This is a genomic window from Streptacidiphilus anmyonensis, assembly GCF_000787855.1.
In the GTDB taxonomy this organism is placed as follows: Bacteria; Actinomycetota; Actinomycetes; order Streptomycetales; family Streptomycetaceae; genus Streptacidiphilus; species Streptacidiphilus anmyonensis.
The window spans coordinates 26,369-51,638 of record NZ_BBPQ01000042.1 but is presented as its reverse complement, the minus strand read 5'-3'; the positions used below and the strand labels follow the sequence as shown (position 1 = coordinate 51,638).

Sequence of the window (25,270 nt, the reverse complement as noted above, 5' to 3'; positions counted from 1 at the left end):
GGAGGGCAGCGAAGGGGGGGGGGAGGGGACAGGCCCTCCCCGCCGAAAGACCCCGGTACCTCGGTTACGTCAGAAGCAGGGGTTGCTGCCGGACGAGAGGTTGAGGTGCATGTTCGCCAGAGCGAAGGTGCCGGCCGAGGTGGCCCACGCCGTCTGCTTGACGTTGGTCAGGTCGGCGGAGTCCGCCTCCTGGCCGAAGCTGCCCGCGAAGCCCGGCTGGCCGGCGGAGGTGGAGTCCACCGGGCCCTTGCTGATGGCGCCGCCGGCGACACCGATGTTGATGTTGTTGAAGGTCGCGGTGTCGGCCTTCAGGTCCGTCATGTCGATGAACAGCTTCGACGCCTGGACCGGGGTGCCCGCGTCACCGGCGGTGATGCGCAGGGTGTAGTCACCCCACGGCATCGGCACGTCGACCGACTGGCACAGGTTGGTGATGCTCGCGCTGTTGAAGCCCGAGACCGCCACCGGCAGGTTGGTCTTGGCGCCCTTGCTGTCCACCACCGCGTCGACGGTGCCGTACTGCGAGAACCCGTCGCCGTGCAGCTGGCCGGCTTCGACCTTGAACGACGCGCCGGAGAGCGCGAAGGACGCGGCGAGCGCGCCCTGGGCGATGCTGACACCGACGGCGGCGGTCGCGGCCAGCGTCGGGACCATGACGACGGCGAACCGCTTCCAGCGGGTCTTGCCGAAGGTCTGGGACATGAGTCGAGATCCTCCTTCTCGGACGTACATCTCCCGGCGAGGTGTGGGGGCCCGGCCGGAGATGGGGAGAAGAGCTACGTCCTCGGGAGGTGAGAGCACCCCCGAGCGACAACCACTCGAGCGTGCCGAGGGGCACGCCCGTTGCGAGTACAGGCTCCATCCGCTGGACGGAGACCCCCCTGTCCTCAACTCAGATGCCGGCGAACCGACACCCCGCTCGGTGGGGATTCCGTCCCCCGCCCCCGACCGGCTGCCGGGGATATGAGTGATGGACCGAGCGTGCTGATCGTGGTCCATGCGGAGCCTCTGCACAAGTGGTTCATTACCGATGAGTAAGGAACACGTGAACCGGGCTCCACTTCGCGGTGCGCCCGACATGACGCTCCGTGAGCGCGACTGACAGGCACTCAGGGCCAACCCGCAGGAAAGGTGGGCACAACAGGCGAAGACGGCCACTTTGCGTGACCGTCTCGCCGGAATGTCAAGATTTGATAAACCTAATCACCGTGTCGACACATCCCCGCAACACGCTCACAAAGGTGACACCCGTCAGAAGAGCTTGCGTGCCAGTGCCCCCCGGGCCTTCACAACCCGGGGGTCCTCGGCGCCGATCACCTCGAAGAGCGAGAGCAGGTGGAGACGCACCTTGTCGCGCTCCTCGCCGAAGGTGCGGCCCACGGTGTCGACCAGGCGCCCGAAGGCGTCGTCCACATGACCGCCCACCAGATCGAGGTCGGCCGCGGCGATCTGAGCCTCGGCGTCGTTCGGCTTCTCCGCGGCGGCGGCCCGCACGGCCGCCGGGTCCAGGCCCTGCACCCGCTGGAGCAGCTCCGCCTGAGCCAGGCCCAGCTTGGCCTCCTCGTTGCCCGGCTGCTCGGCCAGCACGTTGCGGTAGGCCTGGACGGCGCCGCCCAGGTCACCGGCGTCGAGCGCCTGGTGCGCCAGCGCGAGCGCGGGATCCTGCGGGAGCTCGACGTCCTCGGCCGGGCTCGGCTCGCCCTTGCCGCTGCGGGCGCCGGGCTCGCCGGCGATGCCGAAGCGCTCGGCGGCCTCCTTGATCAGCTGGTCCAGCAGCGGACGGATCTCCTCCGCCAGGGCCGGGCCCTCGAACAGCGGGATCAGCTGGCCGGCGACGACGACCAGCACCGTCGGCAGGTCGCGCAGCTGGAGCTGCTGGGCCAGACGCTGGTTCTCGCGGACGTCCACCTCGGCCAGCACGAAGCGGCCGTCGTACTCCTCGGCCAGCGCCTCCATCACCGGGACCTGCTGCTCGGCCGGGCCGTAGCCCTCGGCCCAGAACAGCAGCAGCACCGGGACCTCGGCCGAGAGGGGGACGATCTGGGCCTCGAAGTCGGCCTCGTTGACGGAGAAGATCAGAGGCTCGGCCGCTGCGTCCGCTCCGCTCGCTTCGGCCTTTCTGGCGCGCTCGGCGCGCATCTGCTCCGCCTTGGCGGCGGCGTCGGCGGCCGCCTTGACCGCGGCGAGGTCGACCGCGCCGCGCAGGGACATGTTGTTCCGTGGCTGCATGGGCCTATCCTCCCCCGTCGGCCGGTCCGTTCGCACCAATACCCCCGCTGTGCTGCCGGATGCAGGACCACGGGGGCTGTGACGCGCGTGACAAGGTCGTACTGTTCAGCGAGCGCGGATCCCCATCCGCGCGACAGCGTGGTTGTCGCTCTTTCGCTACGAGTCGTAGCGTATATCGAGCCCGGGACGCCGCGCAGCAGGATTCGGGTGAGCTGCGCCACTCTTCCGGACGGCGTCTCGGCGACAGGAGTACCGACGAGTAGCCTTCGTTAACCCAGTCGTCACACAAGGAGCCGACGTGACCGCACCGTCCGGCCCCCGCAAGGGCCGCCCGCGCAACGCCGACGCGGACGGCGCGATCCTCGCGGCCACCCGCGAGGCACTGGCGGAGCTGGGCTGGGGCGGCCTCACCATGGGCGACGTCGCCGCGCGCGCGGGCGTCGCCAAGACGACGCTCTACCGGCGCTGGCCCTCGAAGAACGAACTCGTCGTCGCGGCGGTCGCGGAACAGCTGGACGAGCTGGAGATGGCGGATCTCGGCAGCCTCCGCGCCGACATCGAGGCCGTGGTCGCCCAGTTCGCCGCGCTGCTGTCCGCGCCGGAGACCCAGGCCGCGCTGCTCGCGCTCTTCGCCGAGGCGACCCGCGACCCGCTGCTGCGCAAGCGCGTGCGCGAGTCCATCATCGAGCCGCAGAAACGTCTCGTCATCGCCGGCCGCGCGGCCGCGCAGACCCGCGGCGAACTGCCCATGGACTCCTGCGAGGAGATGGCCTCGGCAGCGGTCGACATCATCTTCGACACCGTGGCGGGCACGGTCGTCCACCGCATGCTGGTCAGCGGCGAGCCCGCCACGGCGGAGTGGATCAGCGCCTTCACCACCCTGCTGCTCGCCCCGCTGACGGAGATCGCCGCAGGCTAGGGCCTGTCTTCGGACTCGCGCCGGATCAGCCCGGGTCTCCCCCGGCCTCCGGCCGGGGGTGCCCCACGGCGCGGCCAGATGCACGGCGGAGGGGCGCCCTCGTACTGGGCGTACTTGGGCGTGCCGCCAACGCAGCGCGGGGGTCCCCCGGCCCTCAGGCCTGCCGGCCCGTAGGCGCGAACGGCTCGTAGGCGCGAACGGACCGACGGCGTCGATGGTCGACGCCGTCGGCCCGGAGAAGGGGAAGTGAGGGCGGCTCAGAAGCCGGCCGGCTCCACGTAGACGCCCCACTCGTCGCGCAGCGCGTCGCAGATCTCGCCGAGGGTGGCCTCCGCGCGGACCGCGTCGAGCATCGGGGGGACCATGTTCTCGCCCGCACGCGCGGCGGCGAGCATCGCGTCGAGGCCGGCCTTGACCGCGGCCTCGTCACGGGCCGCCTTGCGGCCGGCCAGGACGCGGACCTGCTCCCGCTCGACCTCGTGGCTGACCCGGAGGATCTCCAGCGGCGGGGTGACCGAGCCGGTGTGGCAGTTGACGCCGACGACGCGCTTCTCGTCCTTCTCCAGCGCGGTCTGGTACTGGAAGGCCGCCTCCGCGGTCTCGCCGGTGAACCAGCCGTTCTCGATGCCGCGCAGGATGCCGGAGGTCATCGGGCCGATCGGGTGCTGCTTGCCCGCGCCGACGGCCACCGCGCCCATGTCCAGGATCTTGCTGAAGATCGCCTCGGCCTGGGCCTCGATCCGGTCGGTCAGCGCTTCGACGTACCAGGAGCCGCCCAGCGGGTCGGCGACGTTGGCGACGCCCGTCTCCTCCATCAGCACCTGCTGCGTGCGCAGCGCGATCTCCGCCGCCTGCTCGCTGGGCAGCGCGAGGGTCTCGTCGAGGGCGTTGGTGTGCAGGGAGTTGGTGCCGCCCAGCACGGCCGACAGGGCCTCGACCGCGGTGCGCACCACGTTGTTGTAGGGCTGCTGCGCGGTCAGCGAGACGCCCGCCGTCTGGGTGTGGAAGCGCAGCCACTGCGCCTTCTCGGTCTTGGCGCCGTAGACGTCGCGCAGGCGCTTGGCCCAGATCCGGCGCGCGGCGCGGAACTTGGCGATCTCCTCGAAGAAGTCCAGGTGGGCGTCGAAGAAGAAGGAGAGGCCCGGCGCGAAGACGTCCACGTCCAGCCCGCGCGAGAGGCCGAGCTCGACGTAGGCGAAGCCGTCGGCGAGGGTGAAGGCCAGCTCCTGCGCGGCCGTCGCACCGGCCTCGCGGATGTGGTAGCCGGAGACCGAAAGGGGCTTGTACGCCGGGATGTTGGCGGCGCAGTACTCCATCAGGTCGCCGATCAGGCGCAGGTGCGGCTCGGGGGCGAAGAGCCACTCCTTCTGCGCGATGTACTCCTTGAAGATGTCCGTCTGGAGCGTGCCGTTGAGCACGCCCGGGTCGACGCCCTGGCGCTCGGCGGCGACGAGGTACATGCAGAAGACCGGGACGGCCGGGCCGGAGATGGTCATCGAGGTGGTGACGTCCGCCAGCGGCAGGCCGCGGAAGAGCACCTCCATGTCGGCGGCGGAGTCGATCGCGACGCCGCAGTGGCCGACCTCGCCGAGCGAGCGCGGATCGTCGGAGTCGCGGCCCATCAGCGTCGGCATGTCGAAGGCGACGGAGAGGCCGCCGCCGCCCGCGTCCAGGATCATCCGGTAGCGCTCGTTGGTCTGCTCGGCGTTGCCGAAGCCGGCGAACTGGCGGATGGTCCAGGTGCGGCCGCGGTAGCCGGTCGGGTAGAGGCCGCGGGTGAACGGGAACTCACCGGGCCAGCCGATGTCCTCGAATCCGGGGTAGGTCGTGCCGGCCGGCGGGCCGTACGCGGGCTCGACCTCGTCACCGGAGAGCGTGGTGAAGTCGGCGTCGCGCTTGCGGGCGCGGTCGTAGCGCTGCTGCCACCGCTCCCGGGCGGCGTCGGTCTGCTGTGCGTCCATCGGTGGTGGCCCTGGCCCTTCGGCAGAATCTGCAGATACAGAAGATATTCGGACGTCCTAGTACCTCAATTTACTCGGACGTCCTACTACCTGTCGATGGAGACATGACGCACAACGCCCCACGGTCCGGTGAACCGTGGGGCGCGGGCGGAGGTCGCGAAAGATCAGGCGCCGACCAGTTGCTCCTGCTCCTGGGCGGCGATCTGCTCCTTCATCTCCCGCACGACGCGGCGCTCGACGAAGAAGACGGCGGTGGGGATGGTCCCGGCGAGGACCGTCCAGATGATCTTGCCCATCGGCCATTCGAGCTTCATGCCGAGGACGAAGGCGACCACGACGTAGGCCATGTACAGCCAGCCGTGCAGGGTGCCCACGATCATCACGGGCGTCGCCGACGCGCCGAAACCGTAGTGGGCGATGCAGGCGACGCAGAGCAGGACCAGGCCCACGCCGGTCACGTACGCCAGTGCACGGTAGGCCGTGAGCAGGGAGGTGGGGTTGGACTTGTTCATAGTCATCGAGAGTAGACCGACAAAAGTCGATCTCTCACACCGCCCCGGACTCTTCCGCGTCCTCGAAGTCGCCGGCGGCTATCCGCAGCGGCCGCAGCATTTCGAAGAGCTGCTTGCAGCCCTCCGCGTCGTAGCCGGTCAGGCCGAAGTCCATGGCCATCAGGTCCCGGGTGGCGGCCTCGACGACGTCGCGGCCCTTGGGCGTGATGGCCGCCAGGACGCCGCGGCCGTCCAGCGGGTTCGGGCGACGCGCGACCAGCCCGGCCGCCTCCAGGCGGTCGACGGTGTTGGTGACACTGGTCGGGTGGACCATCAGCCGCTGGCCGATCTTGGACAGCGGCAGCTCGCCGGCCTGACTGAAGGTGAGCAGCACCAGCGCCTCGTAGCGGGCGAAGGTCAGCTTGTACGGCTTGACCACCGCGTCGACCTGCGCCAGCAGGATCTGCTGTGCCCGCATCACCGAGGTGATCGCCGCCATGGACGGCACCGCGCCCCAGCGCCGCGCCCACAGTTCGTCGGCGCGTTCGATGGGGTCGAAGGAGAGGCTCAGCGGCTTCGGCACGCTGACACCGTACCGCTTGGTCGACGAACGGTGACCGGCCGTCTCACGCCATGGAGGGCGCGGTCTCCCGCTCCTCGCGGGCCAGCAAGCGCTCGGCGTACAGGCCGCCGAAGGGGATGACGGAGAGCGCCATCACCCACACGAAACGGCCGAAGCTCCAGCCCTGCTCGCGCCAGGCCAGCATCGCGAAGATCACGTAGGCGATGAAGAGGCACCCGTGCAGCGGGCCGAGCACCGGGACGGCGTTGAAGCCGGAGTTGTACTTCAGGTACGTGCAGATGAGCAGGAGCACGAACGAGACGCCCTCCGGCATGGACACCAGACGCAGGCGGTGGACGGCGGTGGTCTTCACTTGGAACCTCTCGGAAATGTCGCAATCGTGCGCCAAGGGCGCCGGTTCAGTATGACCGACCGACCTTTCCCGCCCGTATCCGGCTATTCTCCCGCGCATGACGAGGGACTGGGACCGCCGACACTGCGCCCGCAAGGGGCACACCACCTACGCGCCGACCGAGCCGGAACTGCGTGACCGGCTTCACGTCCAGGCGGCGGTCGGCGAGGCCTGGCGCTGCCTGCGCTGCGGGGACTTCGCCGTCGGCGCCCCGCACGGCGAGGGCGCCGCCGCCGACGCCCCCTACGTCCCGCGCGGCAAGGCGCTGCGCGACCTGTTCATCCTGCGCCTCCTGGCCGCGGAGCGGCTGGTGCGCGGCGTCTTCATCGTGCTGGTGGCGTGGGCGGTCTGGAAGTTCAGCAACAGCCAGACCTCGGTCCAGCAGCTGTTCGACGACAACCTGACGCTCTTCCGCCCGATCGCCCAGCACTTCCACTACGACCTCGACCACTCCCCGATCGTCGACACGATCCAGAAGACCTTCCAGTACAAGCACAACACGCTGCTGATCACCGCGGCCGCGCTGCTCGCCTACGCGCTGATCGAGATCGTCGAGGCGTTCGGCCTGTGGGCGGCCAAGCGCTGGGCGGAGTACCTGACGGTCGTGGCGACGGCGGCGTTCCTGCCGCTGGAGATCATGGAGCTGACGCACAAGGTCAGCGGGTTCAAGATCGGCACGCTGGCGCTGAACGTGCTGGCCGTCCTCTACATCCTGCTGGCCAAGCGCCTCTTCGGGCTGCGCGGCGGGGCGAAGGCCTTCGAGGCGGAGCGGCACGGCGCCTCGCTGCTGGAGGTCGAGGCCGCGGCCCAGCAGGCCTCGCTCAAGGCCCGCGAGGCCAGCGTGGCCGAGGCGCTGGCGGGCGTCCACCGGACGCTGCCACTCGATCGGGTGGCAGCACAGCCGGACGAAGCCGTGGGCGGGCCTTCGACGATCGTTGAATAGTACACTTTTCAACTAAACGACGTATCATCGAGGTCATGGACACCACCACAGCCCCAGCGGTCCTCCCCGACGAGTCCCACCAGGACACCGACGAGGACGCACCGTGGCTCACCGCGGAGGAGCAGCGTCTGTGGCGAGCCCACCTGGAGGTGAGCCGGCTCCTGATGTACCAACTGGAGCGCGAGCTGCAACCCTACGGGCTCTCGATCAACGACTACACCATCCTGGTGGAGCTGTCCGAGGCGCCGCAACGGCGCATGCGGATGACCGACCTCGCCGTCGCCACGCTCCAGTCGAAGAGCCGCCTCTCCCACCAGATCACCCGCATGGAGGCCGCCGGGCTGGTCGCCCGCGACACCTGCCCCGGTGACCGGCGCGGCCTGTTCGCGGTGCTGACCGAGCAGGGCTGGCAGACCATGCGGCACGTGGCCCCGCACCACGTCCGCAAGGTCCGCGAGCACTTCATAGACCGCTTCGACGAGGACCAGATCGCCTCCATGTACGAGGCGCTCGCCCCCGTCGCGGAACACCTGCGCGAACTGCGCGGCCGGGGCTAGCACTCACGCGCCGGTGCGGAAGACCGGCCAGCAGATCTCGGTGCGCCAGCGGCTCCCGTCCTCCGTGTCGCGACGGCCGGTGAGGTAGTACTCCCTCACCGGCCCGGCCACGGCGAGGGAGTGGCGTGCCACGTACGAGGCGAGCGCGCCGTAGCTGCGGTCGGCCTCGATCGGCGGGCCCCGGTGCACCAGCACGGCCAGCCGGGCGGCGGGGATCACCGACGGCCCGACCCGGCCGATGGGCCGGACCGGGCCGTCGCAGGGCACGAACACCGTGGCCAGGCCCCGGTGACGGGTGAACAGCTCGTCGTCGAAGACCCCGCCGGTCGGTCCGGTCCCCCGCAGCCCCTGCCCGCCGAGCGTCGCGTCCAGCTCCCCAGAGCGCCCTGGCACCAGGCGGCGCAGTCCTGCGCGTCCACCACCGCCGACACCGCCGCGGCCCGCACCGCGGGCACCTCGCGCAGTTCGACCGCCGGCCCGTCCGCGGGCGGCCCCACCAGCAGGTCCCGCAGCGAGGCCACGGCTCGCCGGGTCCGCCCGAGCTCCTCCTCCAGCCGGTTCAGGTGGGCGCCGAGGTGCCGGTCTCGCGCCTCCGCGTCGGGCGCGGCCAGCACCGCCTTGATCTCCTCCAGCGGCATCCCGAGATCCCGGAACCGGCGGACGACCTGTGCGGTCGGAATCTGCTCGACGCCGTACCGGCGGTACCCGGTCGACGGATCGACCTCGGCGGGCTCCAGCAGTCCGATGTCGTGGTAGTGCCGCAGTGTCTTGACGGTCATGTGGGTGGCGCGGGAGAAGTCCCCGATGGAAAGCCGGCTCGTCACGTCCTCGATTCTCACCCCTCCGGTAGGGGGAGAGTCCCGCATTCCCACTCCTCTTGACCCTCCCGCGACGGTCGCCGCGATCGTGGGGACCACCTGAGAGACAGGTTCGGAAGAAGGAGTCGAGAAGATGTCGTCGATCGTCGACCGTTACGTCGCCGTCTGGAGCGAGCCGGACCCGGAGGCCCGCCGGAAGACCGTCTGCGCGCTGTGGACCGAGGACGGTGTCGAGTACGTCGAGGGAGCGCAGTTCCGTGGCCACGAAGGCCTGGTGGAGCGGATCGCCGGAGCGTACGAGCAGTTCGTGGCCACCGGCGAGTACCGGGTGGACCACGACGGGACCTTCACCCGGCACGGGGACGTCGTCGTTCTCACGCTCCGGCTGGCCCGCCCGGACGGGTCCACCGCCTGGGCGGCGCGGGCCTTCCTGGTGCTGACCGAGGACGGCGGCCGGATCCGCGAGGACTACCACCTCACCGTCCAGCCGCTGCCGCCGGCCTGAGGCGGGCGAGGGTCTTGTGCGCCAGGCCGCGGGCCGTCAGGCGCAGCATGTCCCGCTTGCGCGGCTCGTTGTAGACGAGGAAGTCGTCGAACCGGTGCACCCCGCGCCGGTCCGCGACGGACGCGGCCGCGTCGCGCACGGCGGTCAGTTGGGCGGGCGTCATCTGCGGCGCCGGCTCGTCCGGCTGGTACTGCGCGCCGATCGGGTAGTCCCGGCCCGGGGTCCTGGTCATCTCGATGTGGCAGCCGAGGACGTGCGTCACCGGGTGCTCCGCGGTGAAGGCCACGAGCCGGTCCAGGGTCGCGACGAAGGCGGGGAAGTCGAACGCGTAGAGGCGGCCGGGGTAGACGGTGTCGCCGGTCAGCAGGAAACCCGTCGCCGGGTCGTAGTACGTGACCGCGGCGGCGTGGTGGCCGGGCGAGCCGATCAGCGTCAACTCGCGTCCGCCCAGCTCGAAACGGACAGTCCCGGTGGGCCAGTCCGCGCCGAAGCCGAAGAACTCCCGCACCGCCTCGGCCTCGCGCGCCACCACGGTGGTGTGCGGGCGGCCGGCGAACTGGGCGTCGCCGGCCACGTGGTCGCCGTGGCCGTGGGTGTGCGCGACGACGAGCTCGTAGCCCTCGCGGGGGTGCCGCTCCAGCCACTGGGCGACCAGGCCGTCGACGGTCTCCCGCAGCGGGAACGCAGCCGGGTCCTCGGTGGCCCCGGTGTCCAGCAGCAGCGCGCGATCCGCCCCGAAGAGCAGGAACAGGAACGGCGCCTCGTAGTTGATCCGCTTGCTCTGCCGCAGGATCACCGTCGCGTCGTCGTACCGGTGCACCTGGATCGCGGGCTCCCCGGGAGCGCCGTGGATCCACGCGACGTCGAGCGAACGGTCGGTCATCGCGCTCCCCAGCTCCTGTTCCCCTGTGTCCGGCATCGGCATCAGTGTGGCCCACCCGGGCCCGCCCTGGTCCGCTCGGGTCGCGGAGGCGGGCGGCACCAGCCGACGGAGCGCGCGACGGTCCGGGCTGCCGCCCGCCGGCTCCGGGCTTCCGTTCTGCCGCAGCGGTCAGCCGGTGACCGAGGCGATCAGGTCGTCCGCGGCGGCGTACGAGTCCAGCTCGCCCTGCGCGACCTTCTCGGCCAGCGCGTCCAGGTGACGGTCCCCGTGCAGGCTGCCGAAGCGCTCGCGCAGCGCGGTGAGGGCGATGGCCTCGATCTCCTGCGCGGCGCGGCGCAGCCGCCGGGCGGCGAGCTCGCCGTTGTTGGCCATCCAGGCGTAGTGCTTCTCCAGGGCCTCGACGACCTCGCCGACACCCTCCTGCTTCGCCGCGACCGTCTTCACGATCGGCGGACGCCAGTCCCCCGCGCCGCGGGCCTCGCCGAGGCCCAGCATGTGGTTGAGCTCGCGCGCGGTGGCGTCCGCGCCGTCGCGGTCGGCCTTGTTGACGACGTAGACGTCACCGATCTCCAGGATGCCCGCCTTCGCGGCCTGGATGCCGTCGCCCATGCCGGGGGCGAGCAGCACGATCGTGGTGTCCGCCTGCGCGGCGATCTCCACCTCGGACTGGCCCACGCCGACCGTCTCCACCAGGATCACGTCGCAGCCTGCCGCGTCCAGCACGCGGATCGCCTGCGGCGCGGACCAGGCCAGACCGCCCAGGTGGCCACGGGTGGCCATGGAGCGGATGAAGACCTCCGGGTCCGTCGCGTGCTCCTGCATGCGGACGCGGTCGCCCAGCAGCGCGCCTCCGGAGAAGGGCGAGGACGGGTCGACGGCGAGCACCCCCACCCGCTTCCCGAGCCGCCGGTACGCCGTGACCAGCGCGGACGTCGACGTCGACTTGCCCACGCCCGGGGAGCCGGTCAGGCCCACGACGTAGGCGTTGCCGGTCAGCGGCGCGAGCGCGGCCATGACCTCCCGCAGCTGCGGGCTCGCGCCCTCGACCAGCGAGATCAGCCGGGCGACCGCCCGGGGTCGCCCTTCTCGGGCCTGTGCGACGAGGGTGGGGACGTCGATCATCGTGCGGAGCTCCAGAGATGCGTCGGACGGACCAGTTGCACTACCCAGGGGCGCGGGGAACTGCGCGACAAGCCACCGCAGGTGGTGCGTCGCTCAGCGAGCAGGGCCACCCGCGTACCGGTGGTTGCCCGCGCAGTTCCTCGCGCCCCCGGAGTGGCTACGCCTTCGGCACGCGCACGATCAGCGCGTCGCCCTGGCCGCCGCCGCCGCACAGCGCGGCCGCGCCGACGCCGCCGCCGCGACGCTGCAGCTCCAGCGCCAGGGACAGCACCAGGCGGGCGCCGGACATCCCGATCGGGTGACCCAGGGCGATCGCGCCGCCGTTGACGTTCACCTTGTCGAGGGAAATCCCCAGGTCCTTCACGGACTGCACGGCGACGGCCGCGAACGCCTCGTTGATCTCGACCAGGTCGAGGTCCTCGACGCCGATGCCCTCCTTGTCGAGGGCGTGCTTGATCGCGTTGGACGGCTGCGACTGGAGCGAGTTGTCCGGGCCGGCCACGTTGCCGTGGGCGCCGATCTCGGCGATCCAGGTCAGGCCCAGCTCCTCGGCCTTGGCCTTGCTCATCACGACCACCGCGGCGGCGCCGTCGGAGATCTGCGAGGCGGAACCGGCGGTGATGGTGCCGTCCTTGGTGAAGGCCGGACGCAGCTTGCCGAGCGACTCGACCGTGGTGTCGGCGCGGACGCCCTCGTCCACGGAGAACAGCACCGGCTCGCCCTTGCGCTGCGGGATCTCCACCGGGACGATCTCGGCCTCGAAGACGCCGTTCTTCTGCGCGGCCGCGGCCAGCTGGTGCGAACGGGCGGCGATCTCGTCCTGCTCGGGGCGGGCGATGCCGAGACGGGTGTTGTGGATCTCGGTGGACTCGCCCATCGGGATGCCGTCGAACGCGTCGGTCAGGCCGTCGTAGGCCATCGCGTCGAGCATCCCGATCGCGCCGTACTTGAAGCCCTCGCGGGACTTGGGCAGCAGGTGCGGGGCGTTGGTCATCGACTCCTGGCCGCCGGCCACGACGATGTCGAACTCACCCGCGCGGATCAGCTGGTCGGCCAGCGCGATGGCGTCCAGGCCGGAGAGGCAGACCTTGTTGATGGTCAGCGCCGGGACGCTCATCGGGATGCCGGCCTTGACCGCGGCCTGGCGGGCGGGGATCTGGCCGGCGCCGGCCTGCAGCACCTGGCCCATGATCACGTACTGGACCTGGTCCCCGGAGACACCCGCGCGCTCCAGCGCGGCCTTGATCGCGACGCCGCCGAGGTCGGCGCCGGAGAACCCCTTGAGCGAGCCGAGCAGGCGGCCCATGGGAGTGCGGGCGCCCGCGACGATCACGGACGTGGTGGCGCGGCTTGCCGTGTTGCTCATGGTGGTCGAGCCCCTTTGCTGCGACGGGAACTGGCGGGCGACGGTGTGCCACGGCACCGAGTGCCAGTTGGGAGTTTTCCGCCAATGTATCGACCGGCCGGGACACCGTCACCCGGCGAACGGTGTGATCACGGGCACGGTCGGCGCGGGTTTCGTCCGAACGCGAGTTGCGCTCTATTGGAGTGAAGCGACCTGTCGTCGCCCGCCATTCCCAGACGAGCACAGTCCCAGGAGGACCTCCCCGTGCTGACGCGCATCGACCACATCGGCATCGCCTGCTTCGACCTGGACAAGACGGTCGAGTTCTACCGCGCGACCTACGGCTTCGAGGTCTTCCACACCGAGGTCAACGAGGAGCAGGGCGTCCGCGAGGCCATGCTGAAGATCAACGAGACCTCCGACGGCGGCACGAGCTACCTGCAGCTGCTGGAGCCCACCCGTGAGGACTCCGCGGTCGGCAAGTGGCTGGCCAAGAACGGCGAGGGCGTGCACCACATCGCCTTCGGCACGGCGGACGTCGACGGCGACTCGGCGGACATCCGTGGCAAGGGCGTCCGGGTCCTCTACGACGAGCCGCGTATCGGCTCCATGGGCTCCCGAATCACCTTCCTGCACCCCAAGGACTGCCACGGCGTGCTCACCGAGCTGGTGACCTCCGCCTCTCACGAAACTCACGAGTAGCAAACATCTGAGCACGCACTGCCAAGAAAATCCGGCCGACCCCCCTGCGCTCACCCCCGATGACGTGAGAAAATGCGCCGGTGCCACGGGCCCGGTAAGCGGGGGGTGCGGGCGGGGCAGGCGGGACACCGAGTGGCCCACCCTCTCCCACGATCTGCCACCATTCTCCGTAAGGCATAGGGTTCACCAAGGAGCTCACCCGGACGGCGGAGCGGGATACACCCGATCCGCGCACGGTGCGGCGACGCGATCATGGAGACGGATGGGACCGCGGAGTGCGGGGCAACGACGGCTACGAGGTTGACGATCACCTCGCCAAGTTCGAGGCCGACATGGAGCGGCTTCGCAAGGAGCGCGAGAAGGCCGTCACACACGCCGAGGACCTCGCCTACCAGGTCGAAGTCCTCCGCGCCAAGCTGCACGAGGCACGTCGGCAGCTCGCGCAGCCACGCGCTTTCGACTCCGTGGCCGGGCAGGCCGAGCAGATCCTGCGCAACGCCGAGGCCCAGGCCGAGCAGCTGCGGCAGGAGGCCGAGCGCACCCGGATGGAGGCGCAGAACGCCACCGCCCGGCTGATGCAGGAGGCCGCGGACCGCTCCGCCCGGCTCCAGGCCGAGTGGCAGGCCGAGGCCGAGGCCCGGCGCCGCCACCTGGAGGCCGAGCTCGCCGAGCTGCGCCGCAACGCCGAGCAGCACGTCAACGAGAACGTCTCCTGGGCCGAGCAGGCCCGCGCCGGCACCGAGGCGCAGGCCCGTCAGATCATGGACGAGGCCCGCGCCGAGGCCGAGCGCCTGCTGAGCGTCGCCCGCGCCGAGGCCATGGCCGTCTCCGAGGCCGCCACCTCCCAGGTCGCCGCCGACGTCGAGTCCACCCGCGCCGAGGCCGACTCGGTGCTGCACCGTGCCCGCACCGAGGCCGAGCGGCTGCTGAACGCCGCCGCCGCGCAGGCCCAGGACGCCACCGAGCGCGCCGAGCGCGTCCGCGCCGACGCCGGGGTCGAGGCCGACGAGCGGCTGGCCGGCGCCCAGGCCGAGATCCAGCGGCTCCGCGACGAGGCCGCCGCCCTGCGCGGCGAGGCCGAGCAGCTCAGCCACGAGGCCGAGGCCCGCCTGGCCACCGCCGAAGCCGCCGGTCAGCAGCGCGCCGACACCGCCAAGGCCGAGGTCGCCCGCATGGTCGCCGTCGCGACCAGGGAGGCCGACGAGCTCAAGGCCGAGGCCCAGCGTCTGCTGGAGGAGGCCCGCGCGGAGATCGAGCGGCTCAAGGCCGAGGCCCTGGAGTCCGCCCGCACCGAGGGCGCCGCCAGCGCCACCGTCCACCTCGCCAAGGCGGCCCGCACCGCCGAGGAGGTCGTCGCCCGCGCCACCGCGGACGCGGAGACGGTCCGGCAGAACGCCGCCGACGAGGCGGAGCGGGTCCGCGCCGAGGCCAAGTCCGAGGTGCAGCTGCTGCGCGAGCAGGCCAAGGCCGGCGTCGAGCAGGCCCAGGGCATGGCGCTGGACGAGATCGCCGCGCACCAGGACGCCGCCGCCCAGCTGCGGGCCGAGGCCGAGCAGCTGCGCGCCGAGAGCGCCGTCGAGGTCGAGCGGACCCTCGGCGAGGCCCGTCGTCAGGCCATAGCGCAGATCGAGGAGTCGGCCCGCTCCGCCGAGGAGCTCCTGGTCAAGGCCAAGGCCGACGCGGACGAACTGCGCGGCGGGGCCGCCGAGGAGGTCGCCGCCGCCAGGGCGCGCGCCGCCGAGGAGGCCCGCGAGATGCAGGCCCGCGCCGAGCAGGTGCTGACCCGCGCCAAGGCCGAGGGCGACCGCATCCGCGGCGAGGCCGAGGGCGTCCGCGACACCGAGGCCGCCAAGGGCGCCGCCAAGGCCGAGGAGATCCGCGCCGCCGCCCAGGCCGCCGCCGAGGAGACCCACCAGACCGCCGCGACCGCCGCCGACGAGCTGCGGGCCCAGGCCGCCGCCGAGGCCGAGCGCCTGCGGGCCGAGGCGCGGCAGGAGCGCGACGAGATCCTCGCCGCCACCGAGCAGCTGGCCGGAGAGCGTGCCCAGCAGGCCGCCGCCGACGCCGACCAGGCCGCCGAGGACGCCCGCGCCGCCGCCGAACTGCGCGAGCGGACCGCCGCGGAGGTCGCCGAGTCCCGCGCCCAGGCCGAGAACGAGCTCGCCCGGATGCGCGCCGACCTGGACTCCGAGATCGAGCGCCTGCGCGCCGAGGCCCAGGAGCACCTCGAGCGGGACCTGGCCGCCGCCAAGGCCAAGACCGACTCGGCCGAGGCCGACGCCGAGCAGATCCGTGCCGAGGCCCGCGACGCCGCCGCCCAGGACATCGAGGACGCCAGGACCCTGCGCGAGCAGGCCGCCGCGTCCGTCGCGGAGGCGGAGGCGGAGGCCGAGCGGATCCGCGAGGCCGCCCGCGACCTGGAGGCAGACCTGGTCAGCCGCCGGGAGGCCGCCGAGGCCGAGGCCGAGCGCCTGGCCGAGGAGGCCCGCCAGGCCGCCGAGCAGCAGGCGAACGAGCTCGCCGAGCGCCGCGTCACCATGCTGGCCACCGCCAAGGCCGACGCCGACATGATCCGCGGCCGCGCCCAGGAGGCCGCCGAGCAGGCCGACCAGGAGCGCGCGCAGCAGCTCGCCGAGGCCGCGCAGCAGCGCGAGACCCTGCTCGTCGCCGCGCAGGTGGAGGCCGAGCGGCTGACCGCCGAGGCCCAGGCCGCCGCCGAGCAGCTGCGGCTGACGATGGACCAGCACGAGGCGGACGCCACCGCCCGGCGCGAGGCCCTGCACGCCGAGGCCCGGACCGCGGTGGAGCAGACCGAGCAGGCGCGCGTCCAGCACGCGGCCGACCTCGCCGACCTGCGGGCCAAGGCCGAGCTCGAGCACGCCGAGCAGCGCGAGGCGGTCCTCGCCGACGCGCACGGCGAGGCCGACCGGGTCCGCGCCGAGGCCCGCGAGGCTGCCGCCGTCGACCTCGCGGACGCCAAGAACTCCCGCGAGTCCGCCGCCAAGGCCCTCACCGACACCGAGACCGCCGTCGCCGAACTGCGCGAGGAGGCCGCCAAGACCCTCGCCGACGCCGAGGCCAAGGCCGCCGCCGACCGGGAGGCACTGGAGGCGGAGTTCGCCGAGCTGCGCGCCGAGGCCGATCGCGCCGCCGCCGGCATCCGCGAGGCCGCGCAGGCCGCCGCCGACGAGATCCACGCGCGCGCCCGCCGCGACTACGACGAGGCCGGCGTCGAGCTGGCGAGGATCCGCGCCGAGGCGGACGCGGCGATCGAGTCCGAGCGTGCGGCGATGATCGAGCAGCGCGGCGCCGCCGACGCCCGCACCGCGGAGATCATCGCCCAGGCCGAGCAGGACGCCGCCCAGCACGCCGCCGACCTGGCCGCGCTCCGCGCGGAGACCGAGCACGAGCTCGCCGACCGCCGCGACGCCGTACTGGCCGAGGCGCACGGCGAGGCCGACCGGGTCCGCGCCGAGGCCCGCGAGGCCGCCGCCGTCGACCTCGCGGACGCCAAGAACTCCCGCGAGTCCGCCGCCAAGGCCCTCACCGACACCGAGACCGCCGTCGCCGAACTGCGCGAGGAGGCCGCCAAGACCCTCGCCGACGCCGAGGCCAAGGCCGCCGCCGACCGCGCGCTCTTCGACGCCGAGCTCGCCGAGCAGCGCACCGCCGCCGACCTGGCCGCGGGCGAGACCCGGGACTCCGCCGAGCGCGAGGCCGCGCAGGTCCGCCAGCTGGCCACCACCGAGGCGGCCCGGCTGCGGGCCGAGGCCGCGGAGGACCGCGAGCGGGTCACCTCCGAGCTGGCCGCGCTGCGTGCGGAGGCCGCCGAGGCCTTCGCCGAGGAGCGGGCGGCCGTCGAGGCCGAGCGCGAACGGCACGAGCGCGACGCCGCGAGCCGCATCGCCGCCGCCGAGGACGAGGCCGCCGAGGTCCGCCAGTCCGTCGCCGGCCTCTACGAGCAGGCCGAGGCGCAGACCACGCAGACCCGCGCCGACGCCGAGCGCGAGGCCGCGCAGATCCGCGAGCTGGCCACCGCCGAGGCCGCCCGGCTGCGCGCCGAGGCCGAGCAGGTCCGCGAGCAGGCCGAGCAGGAGTCCCAGCGCCTGCGCGCCGAGGCCGAGGAGCTGCGCGCCCGCGCCGCGGAGGAGTCCACCCGGGCTCTGGCCGAGGCGCAGGAGCTGGCCGAGTCGGTCGCCGCCGACGCCGAGACCGCCGCGCTGGCCACCACGGCCGCCGCGGAGGAGCAGGCCGACGCCATGGTGTCGGCCGCCCGCAAGGAGGCCGAGCGGATCACCGGCGAGGGCGCGGCCGAGGGCAGCGCGCTCGTCGAGCAGGCCCGCCGCGACGCCGACCAGATGCTGGTCGAGGCCCGCGGCGACGCCACCTCGATCCGCGAGCGCGCCGAGGAGCTGCGCGAGCGCACCCACGCCGAGATCGAGGCGCTGCACGAGCGGGCCCGCAAGGAGTCCGCGGAGGCGATGCGCGCGGCCGGCGAGCGTGTCGACAAGCTGATCGCCGACACCGGCGAGCAGCTCGACGCCACCCGGGCCGAGGCCGCGCGCGAGCTCGCCGTGGCCAAGGAGAAGGCCGCCGAACTCCAGGCCGAGGCGTCCGCCGAGGCCAGCAAGGTGCGCATCCAGGCGGTCAGGAAGGCCGAGAGCCTGCTCAAGGAGGCGGAGGCCCGCAAGGCCGACGCCGACGCGGGGCTCGAGGCCGCCCGCGAGGAGGCCGAGCGGCAGCGCGCCGAGGCGGCCGAGGCCGCGGAGAAGACCCGTCAGGACGCCGTCGAGGCGAGCGAGGCGGAGCTGGCCCGGGCACGGGCCGAGGCCGAGCAAACCGTCGAGGAGGCGAGGTCCGAGGCCAAGCGGATCACCGACGAGGGACGCCGGGAGCTCGACGAACTGGTGGGCCGGCGCAAGGACATCAACACCGAGATCGCCCGCGTGCAGGACGTCCTCCAGGCCCTCGAGGCCTTCGAGGCGCCCTCCGGCGCGGGCAAGCCCAGCGGGGGATCGGGCGGTGCCGGCAACGGCGCGGCCGGAGGGGCGAGCAGGGCCAACGGGGACAGCACCAACAGATCGGGTGGCGGCCGCGGCGGCGCCCCGGCGGGCGTCGGAGCGGGGGCTACCCGTCCGGGTGGCAAACGTGCCGGTACGCAACCACCCGATTGAGCGGACATTCTCCACTCTTCATCGGCTTTCCGCCGATGACACACCGAATCCGTGTCAGGATTCGCCCTATCACCTCACCTCAACCATCCGACTCTCCGGGCATACGACAGGAACTCCACCCCTATGAGCGACACACACTCTCCGCACGGCTTCGACGTTGTGCGCCGCGGGTACGAGCGGGCTCAGGTCGACGAGCGCATCAGCAAGCTGGTCACGGACCGCGACGGCGCCCTCAACCGGATCGGCGCGCTGGAGAAGCGCATCGAGGAGCTGCACCTCGAGACGCAGACCGCACAGGCACAGATCACGGACGCCGAGCCGTCCTACGCGGGCCTGGGCGCCCGGGTCGAGAAGATCCTGCGTCTGGCCGAGGAGGAGGCCAAGGACCTGCGCGAGGAGGCCCGTCGGGCCGCCGAGCAGCACCGTGAGCTCGCCGAGGCCGCGGCCCAGCAGGTCCGCAGCGAGGCCGACGGCTTCGCCAAGGACCGCAAGGCCAAGTCCGAGGAGGAGGGCGCTCGTATCGTCGAGAAGGCGAAGAGCGACTCCGCGCAGCTGCGGGCCGAGGCCGCGAAGGACGCGCAGAACAAGCGCGAGGAGGCGGACGCCCTCTTCGAGGAGACCCGCGCCAAGGCCGCCCAGGCCGCGGCCGACTTCGAGACCAACCTGGCCAAGCGCCGCGAGCAGTCCGAGCGTGACCTGGCGGCGCGTCAGGCCAAGGCCGAGAAGCGCCTCGCCGAGATCGAGCACCGCGCCGAGCAGCTCCGCCTGGAGGCGGAGAAGCTCCGCACCGACGCCGAGCGTCGCGCGCGCCAGACCGTCGAGACCGCCCAGCGCCAGGCCGAGGACATCGTCGCCGACGCCAACGCGAAGGCGGACCGCGTCCGCAGCGAGAGCGAGCGCGAGCTCGCCGCGCTGACGAACCGTCGTGACAGCATCAACGCCCAGCTCACCAACGTCCGCGAGATGCTCGCCACCCTCACGGGCGCGGCGGTCGCGGCGGCCGCCGCCCCCGACGACGACGTCATCGGCCGCGGCGTGCCGGCCCAGCAGAGCCGCTAAGCGCGCCGGCGCTTCAGCGCTCGAGCCCTTCAGGGGCGCGAGGAACGGCGCGAGCAACCACCCCGTGCGGATGGCCCTGCTCGCCCGGCGACACACCACTTCGGGTGGCTTGTCGCCCCGTTCCCCGCGCCCCTGACGCTTGGCCACTCATCCCGCCCGGAACAGGGCTGTCCACAGGAACGTCACGCCGAAGAGCGCGGATTCCGGCGGCATCGCCCGCATGCGGCGCAGTTCGACCTCGATCAGGTCGGAGAAGATCGAGCGCAGCGAGTCAGGGGTGTAGGCGAGGCCGCCTTCGAGGTCCCGTTCGCGGTAGAGGTCCGCGTCCGAGCGCTGCGAACCCATCCCGCCCTCGCCGGCGGCAAAGCTGGTGAGGGCGAGATGGCCGCCCCGGGCCAGGACGCGGTCGAGGAGAGCCAGGTAGCTGACGCGGCGGTGCGGCGGCAGGTGGTGGAAGCAGCCCGAGTCGACGACGAGGTCGTACGGGCCGGTCAACTCGGCGGCGGGAAGCGCGAAAGCGTCACCCCAGCGGAAGCGGATCCCGACCCCGGCCTCACGGGCCCGGTCCTCGGCCCACGCGACGGCGACGGGAGAGAGGTCGACGGCGTCCACCTCGAAGCCCCGCGCCGCAAGGTACAAGGCGTTGCGGCCCGCACCGCACCCCAGGTCCAGGGCCCGACCGGGAGCGATCAGGCCCTGGTCGAGGTAGGCGGCGAGGTTCTCGTCCGGCTTCGCCACGAAGAAAGGGACCGGCCTCGTTCTGTCGGTGTAGAAGCGGTCCCAGAAGTCCTTCCCGTCGCCGGTCGCCAAACGACCGTCCGCCCCCTCGGATTCGGATGCGAAGAGCCCGTCCAGCAGCGCGAGAACATCCTCGACCGTACGTACGGTCCGGTCCATCCGGCCCCCCTTTCGACCCTGATCGATCCTAGAAACGATCGGGACGAAAGGCCAGGTCAGGCCACATACGGCGACGGCTTGGGCGGGTTGCTGCCGCGCCCGTCGGCGGGAGCCGGGATCCCGGTCGGGCCCGCGGCCCCGGGGCCGACCGAGCGCCCGTCCGGGGCCGGGAAGGGGCCGTCCCGGGCGGGGCCGGAGGGACTTTTTCGATGGATTTCCGTGGGGCGCTAGTCGATGCGCGCGAGCAGGCCGCGGACGGCGGTGTTGAACGCCTCCGGGACCTCCAGTGCCGAGAGGTGGCCCGCGCCCGGAAGGATCGTCAGTTCGGCCTGGGGCAGGGCGGAAGCCAGGGCCTCAGCGTCCGGGACCGGGGTGAGCGCGTCCTCGTCGCCGACGACGACCAGGGCCGGGACGTCGACGGCGCGGAGGGACTGCAGGGAGTCCGGGCGCGCGGCCATCGCGCGCTGGGCCCAGGCGACCGCGGCCGGGGACGCCTCCCCGATGAGTTCCGCGACGTAGTCGACCAGCTTCGGGCAGCGCTTCGCCGTCGTCCCGCCGAGCAGCGGCGCGGGCAGTTGCTCGTCCACCAGGAGGCGGACGCTGTCGCGGGCGAGGACCGCCTTCGCGATGCGTTCGCGGTTGGTGCGCGCGGTCTCGGTGTCGGCGGCGCCCTTGGTGTCGGCGAGCAGGAGGCCGGAGAGGCGGCCCGGGTGGCGGCGTGCGAAGGCCATCGCGACGTAGCCGCCCATGGAGAGACCGCCGAGGACCGCCTGCTCGATGCCCGCGGCATCGAGCAGCAGCGCGATGTCGTCCGCGAGGAGGTCCAGCGAGGGGGCGTCGGCCCCGAGCGCCGTGCCGCCGAAGCCGCGCAGGTCGACCGCGAGGACACGGGCGTCCGTTCCGTCGGGGCCGGGGAGCTCGTCGAGCTGGGACTCCCACATCCGTGCGGAGAGCGGGAACGCGTGCAGCAGGACCAACGGCGTGCCGGAGCCCGCCTCACGCACGGAGAGTCGTTCGGTCATGGGGACAGCGTATGCACCGATCGGTGCTCCGAGCCCCCATCCACGGCGATCCTGCCCTAGGGTGAACTCATGATCGAGGTCAACGAGCTGACCAAGCGGTACGGCGACAAACTCGCCGTCGACCATCTCAGCTTCACCATCCCGCAGGGCGTGGTGACGGGCTTCCTCGGCCCGAACGGCGCCGGCAAGTCGACGACCATGCGCATGCTGCTCGATCTCGACCGGCCGACCTCGGGATCGGTCCGGATCGACGGCAAGCACTACGGCCAGCTCCGCGAACCGCTGAAGTACATCGGCGCCCTGCTGGAGGCCAAGGCCGTGCACCCGGGGCGCACCGCCTACAACCACCTGCTCTGGCTCGCGGCCAGCAACCGCATTCCGACCCGGCGGGTGGACGAGGTGCTCGCCCTGGTCGGGCTGACCGCCGTCGCCAAGAAGCGTTCCGGCGGGTTCTCGCTCGGCATGGGGCAGCGGCTCGGGATCGCCGCGGCGCTGCTCGGAGATCCGAAGATCCTGATGTTCGACGAGCCGGTCAACGGCCTGGACCCGGAGGGCATCCTCTGGGTCCGCAACCTGATGAAGTCCCTGGCCGCCGAGGGACGCACGGTCTTCGTCTCCTCGCACCTGATGAGCGAGATGGCGCTGACCGCCGAGCACCTCATCGTGATCGGCCGCGGCCGGCTCCTCGCGGACATGCCGATGAACCAGTTCATCGACCAGAACTCCCGCTCCTTCGTGCGGCTGCGCACCCCGCAGCCCGAGCAGCTGCTGGACATGCTCTCCCGCAACGGCATGACCGCCCTGCAGGACAGAGACGGCGGGTGGGAGGTGGAGAACGGCGACATGGCCCGCATCGGCGACCTCGCGGCCGAACACCGCGTGACGCTCCACGAGCTGAGCCCGCAGCGCGCCTCGCTGGAGGAGGCGTTCATGCGGATGACGGCGGAGTCCGTCGAGTACCACACCGGCGGGTCCGGCACCGGCGCGCCCGCGCAGCAGGACCCCAAGCCCGAGCCCGCGGCCGCCTGGGGCGCGAACTGGAAGAAGGAGAGCTGACGATGTTCCCGGTGCTGCTCTCCGAGTGGATCAAGGTCAGAACGGTCCGGTCCACCTTCATCACGCTGCTGCTCACGTTCGTGGTCACGGTGGGCCTGGGCGCGGTCGTGTGCGCCGTGCTCGCCTCGACCTGGAACACCCAGCCCGCGTCCGAACGTGCCGACTTCGACGCGACAGGGGCCAGCTTCAGCGGTATCGCCCTGGGCCAGCTCGCGCTGATCGTCTTCGCGGTGCTCGTCGTCACCAGCGAGTACAGCAGCGGCATGATCCGCGCGACGCTCGGCGCCGTGCCGCAGCGCCTGACCCTGATGCTGGCCAAGGTCCTGACCGTGGTGGGCCTGGTCGGCGTCGTCTCGGTGCTGACCGCGTTCATCAGCTTCTTCCTGGGCCAGGCCCTGCTCGGCAGCCACCGCACGTCCCTCTCGGACCCCGGGGTGACCCGGGCGGTGTTCGGCATGGCCGTCTACATGACGCTGCTGGCCCTGCTGTCCGTGGGCGTCGCCTTCATCGTGCGCCGCCCGATCCCGGCGCTGGCGATCCTGATGCCGTTCTTCTTCCTGGTCTCGCCGATCCTCAACGCGGTCCCGAAGGTGAAGAACGTCGCGCACTTCTTCCCCGACGTGGCCGGCCGGCAGCTGTACTCGGTGCACGGGAACACGGACGTCCCCTACGGGCCGACGGCGGGCTTCTTCATCGTGCTCGCCTGGTCCGTGGGCTGCGTGGTGATCGGCTACCTGCTCTTCGCACGTCGGGACGCGTAGTCCCCGGCAGCCCGTCAGTACCTCGGAGCGCCGCGTCCCCGCAGCACGTTGGGGCCGCGGCGTTCGCGGTTGGACCAGCAGGCGCGGTGCCAGTGGCGGCGGTCGTCCACTCCCCCGGACGAGCCCATCGACAGCGCGGGCCACGCCACGACGTGGCCGACGCCGCGCGGGATCTCCTGGTCGCAGCCGGGGCAGCGGTAGGACTTGCCGCTGTCGCCGGCGACCGCGCGGACCTTCCACTCCTCGTCGCCGTAGGTCTCGGTCCGCTCCAGCCAGGTGCCGCCGCCAACCGCACGGGCGTTCCTGGGTTCGTCCCCGTGGGGGCGACTTCGGCGAGGAGACATCGTTCCCCCTAGGTGGGCGGCATGCTGGTCTGACAAGGGTAGTGGAGCGCGTCGCGCGGGCCCCCGAACGCGCCGGGGGTGGCTTTTACCACAGGGGCCGGGATCCTGCCAGGGCGCAAGGGCAAATCCACCCGTTATCACGTCGATGCCCGGATTCCGCTGTGCCCGTGGCACATGACGTGAGTTACTCCTGTGGTAGTCGCGGGATCGAAGTTCCCCGCGGGGCCAAGGAGTTGATTCCATGTCCGCCGTGCACGCCAGCGCCGTACCCACCCTCGCGCCGTACAAGCTGCCCCGGCAGCGCAGCGCGCGGCGGGTACCGGGCGGGCTCAGCACCGGAGTCTTCCTGCTCTCCGCCCAGTTTCCCGGGCAGGGCCACGCCGAGGCCTTGGAGCGCACCGTCTCCGCCGCCGTGGCCGCCGAGCAGGCGGGCCTGGACAGCGTCTGGCTGGCCGAGCACCACTTCGTGCCGTACGGCGTCTGCCCGGACGCCGCGACGCTCGCGGGGCTGCTGCTCGGCCGCACCCGGCGGGTGCGCATCGGTACGGCGGTGAGCGTGCTGCCGACGCACCACCCGGTGCGCCTCGGCGAGCAGGCCGCGCTGCTGCACCTCACCTCCGGCGGGCGGTTCACGCTGGGCGTGGGGCGTGGCGGGCCGTGGGTGGATCTCGCCGTCTTCGGGGGTGGCGCGGAGGCGTACGAGCGGGGCTTCCCCGAATCGCTGGATCTGCTGCTGCGCTGGCTGCGCTCCTCCCGCGTCGGCGCCTCCGGGCCCCGCTACCAGTTCCCGGAGGTCACGGTCGTCCCGCGGGCGACGGAACGGCCCTTCCTGCCGCACCACACCGGGCGCCAGGCGGCAGCGGCGACACGGGCGGACCGTCAGGCGGGCCCGGCCCAGCACGCCTTCGCGGAGGCCTCCGCGCCCTCCCCGGCGGCGGCCGGGAGCGGCGCACGGACGGCCGGGGGGCCGCCCGTGGTGGTCGCCTGCACGTCGCTCGGCACCGTGCGGCTGGCCGCGCAGCAGGGCCTGCCGATGCTGCTCGGCATGCACTCGGGTGACGAGGACAAGGCCGAGATGGTGGCCGCCTACCGCGCCGCCGCGCTGGAGGCCGGCCGCACGCCGGACCAGGTGGCCCGGATCGAGGCCGAGCACGTCGCCGCCGGTGTGGCCCAGGTCGCCGACCGTACGGCCGACGCGAGGTCCCGCCTGCTGCGGGCCATGCCGGACTTCTTCCGCTTCGGGCTCGGCGCGCACCGCACGGTGGACGGGCGCGAGCGCCGGATGCGCGATCCGGAGCAGTACACCGAGCTGCTGTGCGACCTGCACGCCGTGGGCACCCCCCGGCTCTGCGCCGACCGGCTGCTCGCCACGCACGAACGCACGGGCATCCGGCGCTTCGCCCTGCTGGTGGAGGGCTCCGGCGACCGGGCCGAGACGGTGGCCAACATCGCTCGGCTGGGTGCGGAAGTCCTCCCCCAGCTGCCGCAGGACTGAGCCCGCGTCCGAG

General features: G+C 72.5%; 24 protein-coding genes. 10 read left to right on the top strand and 14 right to left on the bottom strand.

The features are described from left to right. Positions 1-69: 69 nt before the first annotated feature. Positions 70-702 (bottom strand): DUF6230 family protein, encoded by a 633-nt coding sequence (locus TR50_RS28560; RefSeq protein ID WP_042428304.1) that lies wholly within the window; start codon positions 700-702, stop codon positions 70-72. A gap of 549 nt (positions 703-1,251) precedes the next feature. Beyond that, on the bottom strand, positions 1,252-2,229 hold the full coding sequence (locus TR50_RS28555; protein ID WP_042428300.1) for a tetratricopeptide repeat protein: 978 nt from the start codon (positions 2,227-2,229) through the stop codon (positions 1,252-1,254). A 298-nt stretch (positions 2,230-2,527) separates the two neighbouring features. Between TR50_RS28555 and TR50_RS28550 the strand changes: the two genes are divergently transcribed. Then, positions 2,528-3,148, top strand: coding sequence for a TetR/AcrR family transcriptional regulator (locus tag TR50_RS28550; RefSeq protein ID WP_042428297.1), 621 nt, complete (start codon positions 2,528-2,530; stop codon positions 3,146-3,148). Between the two features lie 257 nt (positions 3,149-3,405). Here TR50_RS28550 and icmA read toward each other — a convergent pair whose 3' ends face one another. The 4 genes from icmA to TR50_RS28530 form a co-directional block, all read right to left on the bottom strand. Continuing rightward, entirely contained in the window at positions 3,406-5,109 is a 1,704-nt protein-coding gene (gene icmA, locus TR50_RS28545; RefSeq protein WP_042428294.1) for a coenzyme B12-dependent isobutyryl-CoA mutase large subunit, read from the bottom strand. Between the two features lie 164 nt (positions 5,110-5,273). After that, a complete protein-coding gene (locus TR50_RS28540; protein WP_174514868.1) occupies positions 5,274-5,621 on the bottom strand; it encodes a DUF3817 domain-containing protein in 348 nt (115 codons plus the stop codon). A gap of 34 nt (positions 5,622-5,655) precedes the next feature. Continuing rightward, on the bottom strand, positions 5,656-6,183 hold the full coding sequence (locus TR50_RS28535; RefSeq protein ID WP_042428290.1) for a MarR family winged helix-turn-helix transcriptional regulator: 528 nt from the start codon (positions 6,181-6,183) through the stop codon (positions 5,656-5,658). A gap of 43 nt (positions 6,184-6,226) precedes the next feature. Beyond that, positions 6,227-6,535: a DUF3817 domain-containing protein gene (locus TR50_RS28530; RefSeq protein ID WP_236654627.1), complete on the bottom strand. Its 309-nt coding sequence runs from the start codon at positions 6,533-6,535 to the stop codon at positions 6,227-6,229. Positions 6,536-6,632: 97 nt separating this feature from the next. On the opposite strand from TR50_RS28530, the gene TR50_RS28525 reads away from it, so the two are divergent. Together TR50_RS28525 and TR50_RS28520 are read left to right on the top strand one after the other, a co-directional pair. After that, on the top strand, positions 6,633-7,517 hold the full coding sequence (locus tag TR50_RS28525) for a DUF2127 domain-containing protein (RefSeq protein WP_084701120.1): 885 nt from the start codon (positions 6,633-6,635) through the stop codon (positions 7,515-7,517). 35 nt (positions 7,518-7,552) lie between these two features. Then, positions 7,553-8,074 carry a MarR family winged helix-turn-helix transcriptional regulator gene (locus TR50_RS28520; protein ID WP_042428287.1) on the top strand — a complete coding sequence of 174 codons (522 nt, stop codon included), beginning with the start codon at positions 7,553-7,555 and terminating at the stop codon, positions 8,072-8,074. 3 nt (positions 8,075-8,077) lie between these two features. On the opposite strand, the gene TR50_RS49235 is transcribed toward TR50_RS28520, so the two are convergent. Together TR50_RS49235 and TR50_RS28515 are read right to left on the bottom strand one after the other, a co-directional pair. Continuing rightward, positions 8,078-8,356, bottom strand: coding sequence for a GyrI-like domain-containing protein (locus TR50_RS49235; protein WP_439654252.1), 279 nt, complete (start codon positions 8,354-8,356; stop codon positions 8,078-8,080). Then, positions 8,290-8,898 carry a MerR family transcriptional regulator gene (locus TR50_RS28515; protein ID WP_236654625.1) on the bottom strand — a complete coding sequence of 203 codons (609 nt, stop codon included), beginning with the start codon at positions 8,896-8,898 and terminating at the stop codon, positions 8,290-8,292. Before TR50_RS28515 ends, TR50_RS49235 begins: the two co-directional genes overlap by 67 nt. A gap of 127 nt (positions 8,899-9,025) precedes the next feature. Here TR50_RS28515 and TR50_RS43030 point away from each other — a divergent pair, with 127 nt between their 5' ends. Then, entirely contained in the window at positions 9,026-9,397 is a 372-nt protein-coding gene (locus TR50_RS43030; RefSeq protein WP_052441424.1) for a nuclear transport factor 2 family protein, read from the top strand. On the opposite strand, the gene TR50_RS28505 is transcribed toward TR50_RS43030, so the two are convergent. From TR50_RS28505 to TR50_RS28495, 3 genes are all read right to left on the bottom strand, one after another. Further along, entirely contained in the window at positions 9,369-10,316 is a 948-nt protein-coding gene (locus tag TR50_RS28505) for an MBL fold metallo-hydrolase (RefSeq protein WP_084701130.1), read from the bottom strand. The two genes, TR50_RS43030 and TR50_RS28505, sit on opposite strands and share 29 nt — an antisense overlap. 132 nt (positions 10,317-10,448) lie before the next feature. Next, on the bottom strand, positions 10,449-11,402 hold the full coding sequence (gene meaB, locus TR50_RS28500; RefSeq protein ID WP_042428284.1) for a methylmalonyl Co-A mutase-associated GTPase MeaB: 954 nt from the start codon (positions 11,400-11,402) through the stop codon (positions 10,449-10,451). 157 nt (positions 11,403-11,559) lie between these two features. Continuing rightward, on the bottom strand, positions 11,560-12,768 hold the full coding sequence (locus tag TR50_RS28495) for an acetyl-CoA C-acetyltransferase (protein WP_042428358.1): 1,209 nt from the start codon (positions 12,766-12,768) through the stop codon (positions 11,560-11,562). 243 nt (positions 12,769-13,011) lie between these two features. Here TR50_RS28495 and mce point away from each other — a divergent pair, with 243 nt between their 5' ends. The 3 genes from mce to TR50_RS28480 all read left to right on the top strand — a co-directional run bounded on the left by mce (position 13,012) and on the right by TR50_RS28480 (position 19,682). Beyond that, entirely contained in the window at positions 13,012-13,449 is a 438-nt protein-coding gene (mce, locus tag TR50_RS28490) for a methylmalonyl-CoA epimerase (RefSeq protein WP_042428281.1), read from the top strand. A 275-nt stretch (positions 13,450-13,724) separates the two neighbouring features. Next, entirely contained in the window at positions 13,725-18,623 is a 4,899-nt protein-coding gene (locus TR50_RS49860; RefSeq protein ID WP_042428278.1) for a polarized growth protein Scy-related protein, read from the top strand. A gap of 123 nt (positions 18,624-18,746) precedes the next feature. Beyond that, entirely contained in the window at positions 18,747-19,682 is a 936-nt protein-coding gene (locus tag TR50_RS28480) for a coiled-coil domain-containing protein (RefSeq protein WP_042428276.1), read from the top strand. Positions 19,683-19,829: 147 nt separating this feature from the next. On the opposite strand, the gene TR50_RS28475 is transcribed toward TR50_RS28480, so the two are convergent. Next, positions 19,830-20,579, bottom strand: coding sequence for a class I SAM-dependent methyltransferase (locus TR50_RS28475; RefSeq protein WP_042428274.1), 750 nt, complete (start codon positions 20,577-20,579; stop codon positions 19,830-19,832). Positions 20,580-20,806: 227 nt separating this feature from the next. Next, a complete protein-coding gene (locus tag TR50_RS28470; protein ID WP_042428272.1) occupies positions 20,807-21,601 on the bottom strand; it encodes an alpha/beta fold hydrolase in 795 nt (264 codons plus the stop codon). Between the two features lie 69 nt (positions 21,602-21,670). On the opposite strand from TR50_RS28470, the gene TR50_RS28465 reads away from it, so the two are divergent. Further along, positions 21,671-22,657 carry an ABC transporter ATP-binding protein gene (locus TR50_RS28465; protein ID WP_042428270.1) on the top strand — a complete coding sequence of 329 codons (987 nt, stop codon included), beginning with the start codon at positions 21,671-21,673 and terminating at the stop codon, positions 22,655-22,657. Positions 22,658-22,659: 2 nt separating this feature from the next. Next, positions 22,660-23,418, top strand: a complete 759-nt coding sequence (locus TR50_RS28460) for an ABC transporter permease (RefSeq protein WP_042428267.1) — start codon at positions 22,660-22,662, stop codon at positions 23,416-23,418. Positions 23,419-23,432: 14 nt separating this feature from the next. Here the strand turns inward: TR50_RS28460 and TR50_RS28455 are convergent, their stop codons facing one another. Then, complete coding sequence (locus TR50_RS28455; RefSeq protein ID WP_042428264.1) at positions 23,433-23,762, bottom strand: Rv1322 family protein; 330 nt, start codon at positions 23,760-23,762, stop codon at positions 23,433-23,435. A gap of 241 nt (positions 23,763-24,003) precedes the next feature. On the opposite strand from TR50_RS28455, the gene TR50_RS28450 reads away from it, so the two are divergent. Beyond that, the gene (locus tag TR50_RS28450) at positions 24,004-25,257 is read left to right on the top strand and encodes an LLM class flavin-dependent oxidoreductase (RefSeq protein WP_084701118.1); all 1,254 of its coding nucleotides are present in this window, start codon (positions 24,004-24,006) and stop codon (positions 25,255-25,257) included. Positions 25,258-25,270 lie beyond the last annotated feature (13 nt).

Excerpts from the sequence above, each read along its gene's own strand:
- TR50_RS28475 (WP_042428274.1), bottom strand. The coding sequence starts at position 20,579 with ATGGACCGGACCGTACGTACGGTCGAGGATGTTCTCGCGCTGCTGGAC.
- TR50_RS28470 (WP_042428272.1), bottom strand. The coding sequence starts at position 21,601 with ATGACCGAACGACTCTCCGTGCGTGAGGCGGGCTCCGGCACGCCGTTG.
- TR50_RS28525 (WP_084701120.1), top strand. The coding sequence starts at position 6,633 with ATGACGAGGGACTGGGACCGCCGACACTGCGCCCGCAAGGGGCACACC.
- TR50_RS28560 (WP_042428304.1), bottom strand. The coding sequence starts at position 702 with ATGTCCCAGACCTTCGGCAAGACCCGCTGGAAGCGGTTCGCCGTCGTC.
- TR50_RS28540 (WP_174514868.1), bottom strand. The coding sequence starts at position 5,621 with ATGAACAAGTCCAACCCCACCTCCCTGCTCACGGCCTACCGTGCACTG.
- TR50_RS28480 (WP_042428276.1), top strand. The coding sequence starts at position 18,747 with ATGAGCGACACACACTCTCCGCACGGCTTCGACGTTGTGCGCCGCGGG.
- TR50_RS28450 (WP_084701118.1), top strand. The coding sequence starts at position 24,004 with ATGTCCGCCGTGCACGCCAGCGCCGTACCCACCCTCGCGCCGTACAAG.
- TR50_RS28505 (WP_084701130.1), bottom strand. The coding sequence starts at position 10,316 with ATGCCGGACACAGGGGAACAGGAGCTGGGGAGCGCGATGACCGACCGT.
- TR50_RS28465 (WP_042428270.1), top strand. The coding sequence starts at position 21,671 with ATGATCGAGGTCAACGAGCTGACCAAGCGGTACGGCGACAAACTCGCC.
- TR50_RS28555 (WP_042428300.1), bottom strand. The coding sequence starts at position 2,229 with ATGCAGCCACGGAACAACATGTCCCTGCGCGGCGCGGTCGACCTCGCC.
- TR50_RS43030 (WP_052441424.1), top strand. The coding sequence starts at position 9,026 with ATGTCGTCGATCGTCGACCGTTACGTCGCCGTCTGGAGCGAGCCGGAC.
- TR50_RS28455 (WP_042428264.1), bottom strand. The coding sequence starts at position 23,762 with ATGTCTCCTCGCCGAAGTCGCCCCCACGGGGACGAACCCAGGAACGCC.
- meaB (WP_042428284.1), bottom strand. The coding sequence starts at position 11,402 with ATGATCGACGTCCCCACCCTCGTCGCACAGGCCCGAGAAGGGCGACCC.
- TR50_RS28460 (WP_042428267.1), top strand. The coding sequence starts at position 22,660 with ATGTTCCCGGTGCTGCTCTCCGAGTGGATCAAGGTCAGAACGGTCCGG.
- TR50_RS28520 (WP_042428287.1), top strand. The coding sequence starts at position 7,553 with ATGGACACCACCACAGCCCCAGCGGTCCTCCCCGACGAGTCCCACCAG.
- icmA (WP_042428294.1), bottom strand. The coding sequence starts at position 5,109 with ATGGACGCACAGCAGACCGACGCCGCCCGGGAGCGGTGGCAGCAGCGC.
- TR50_RS28495 (WP_042428358.1), bottom strand. The coding sequence starts at position 12,768 with ATGAGCAACACGGCAAGCCGCGCCACCACGTCCGTGATCGTCGCGGGC.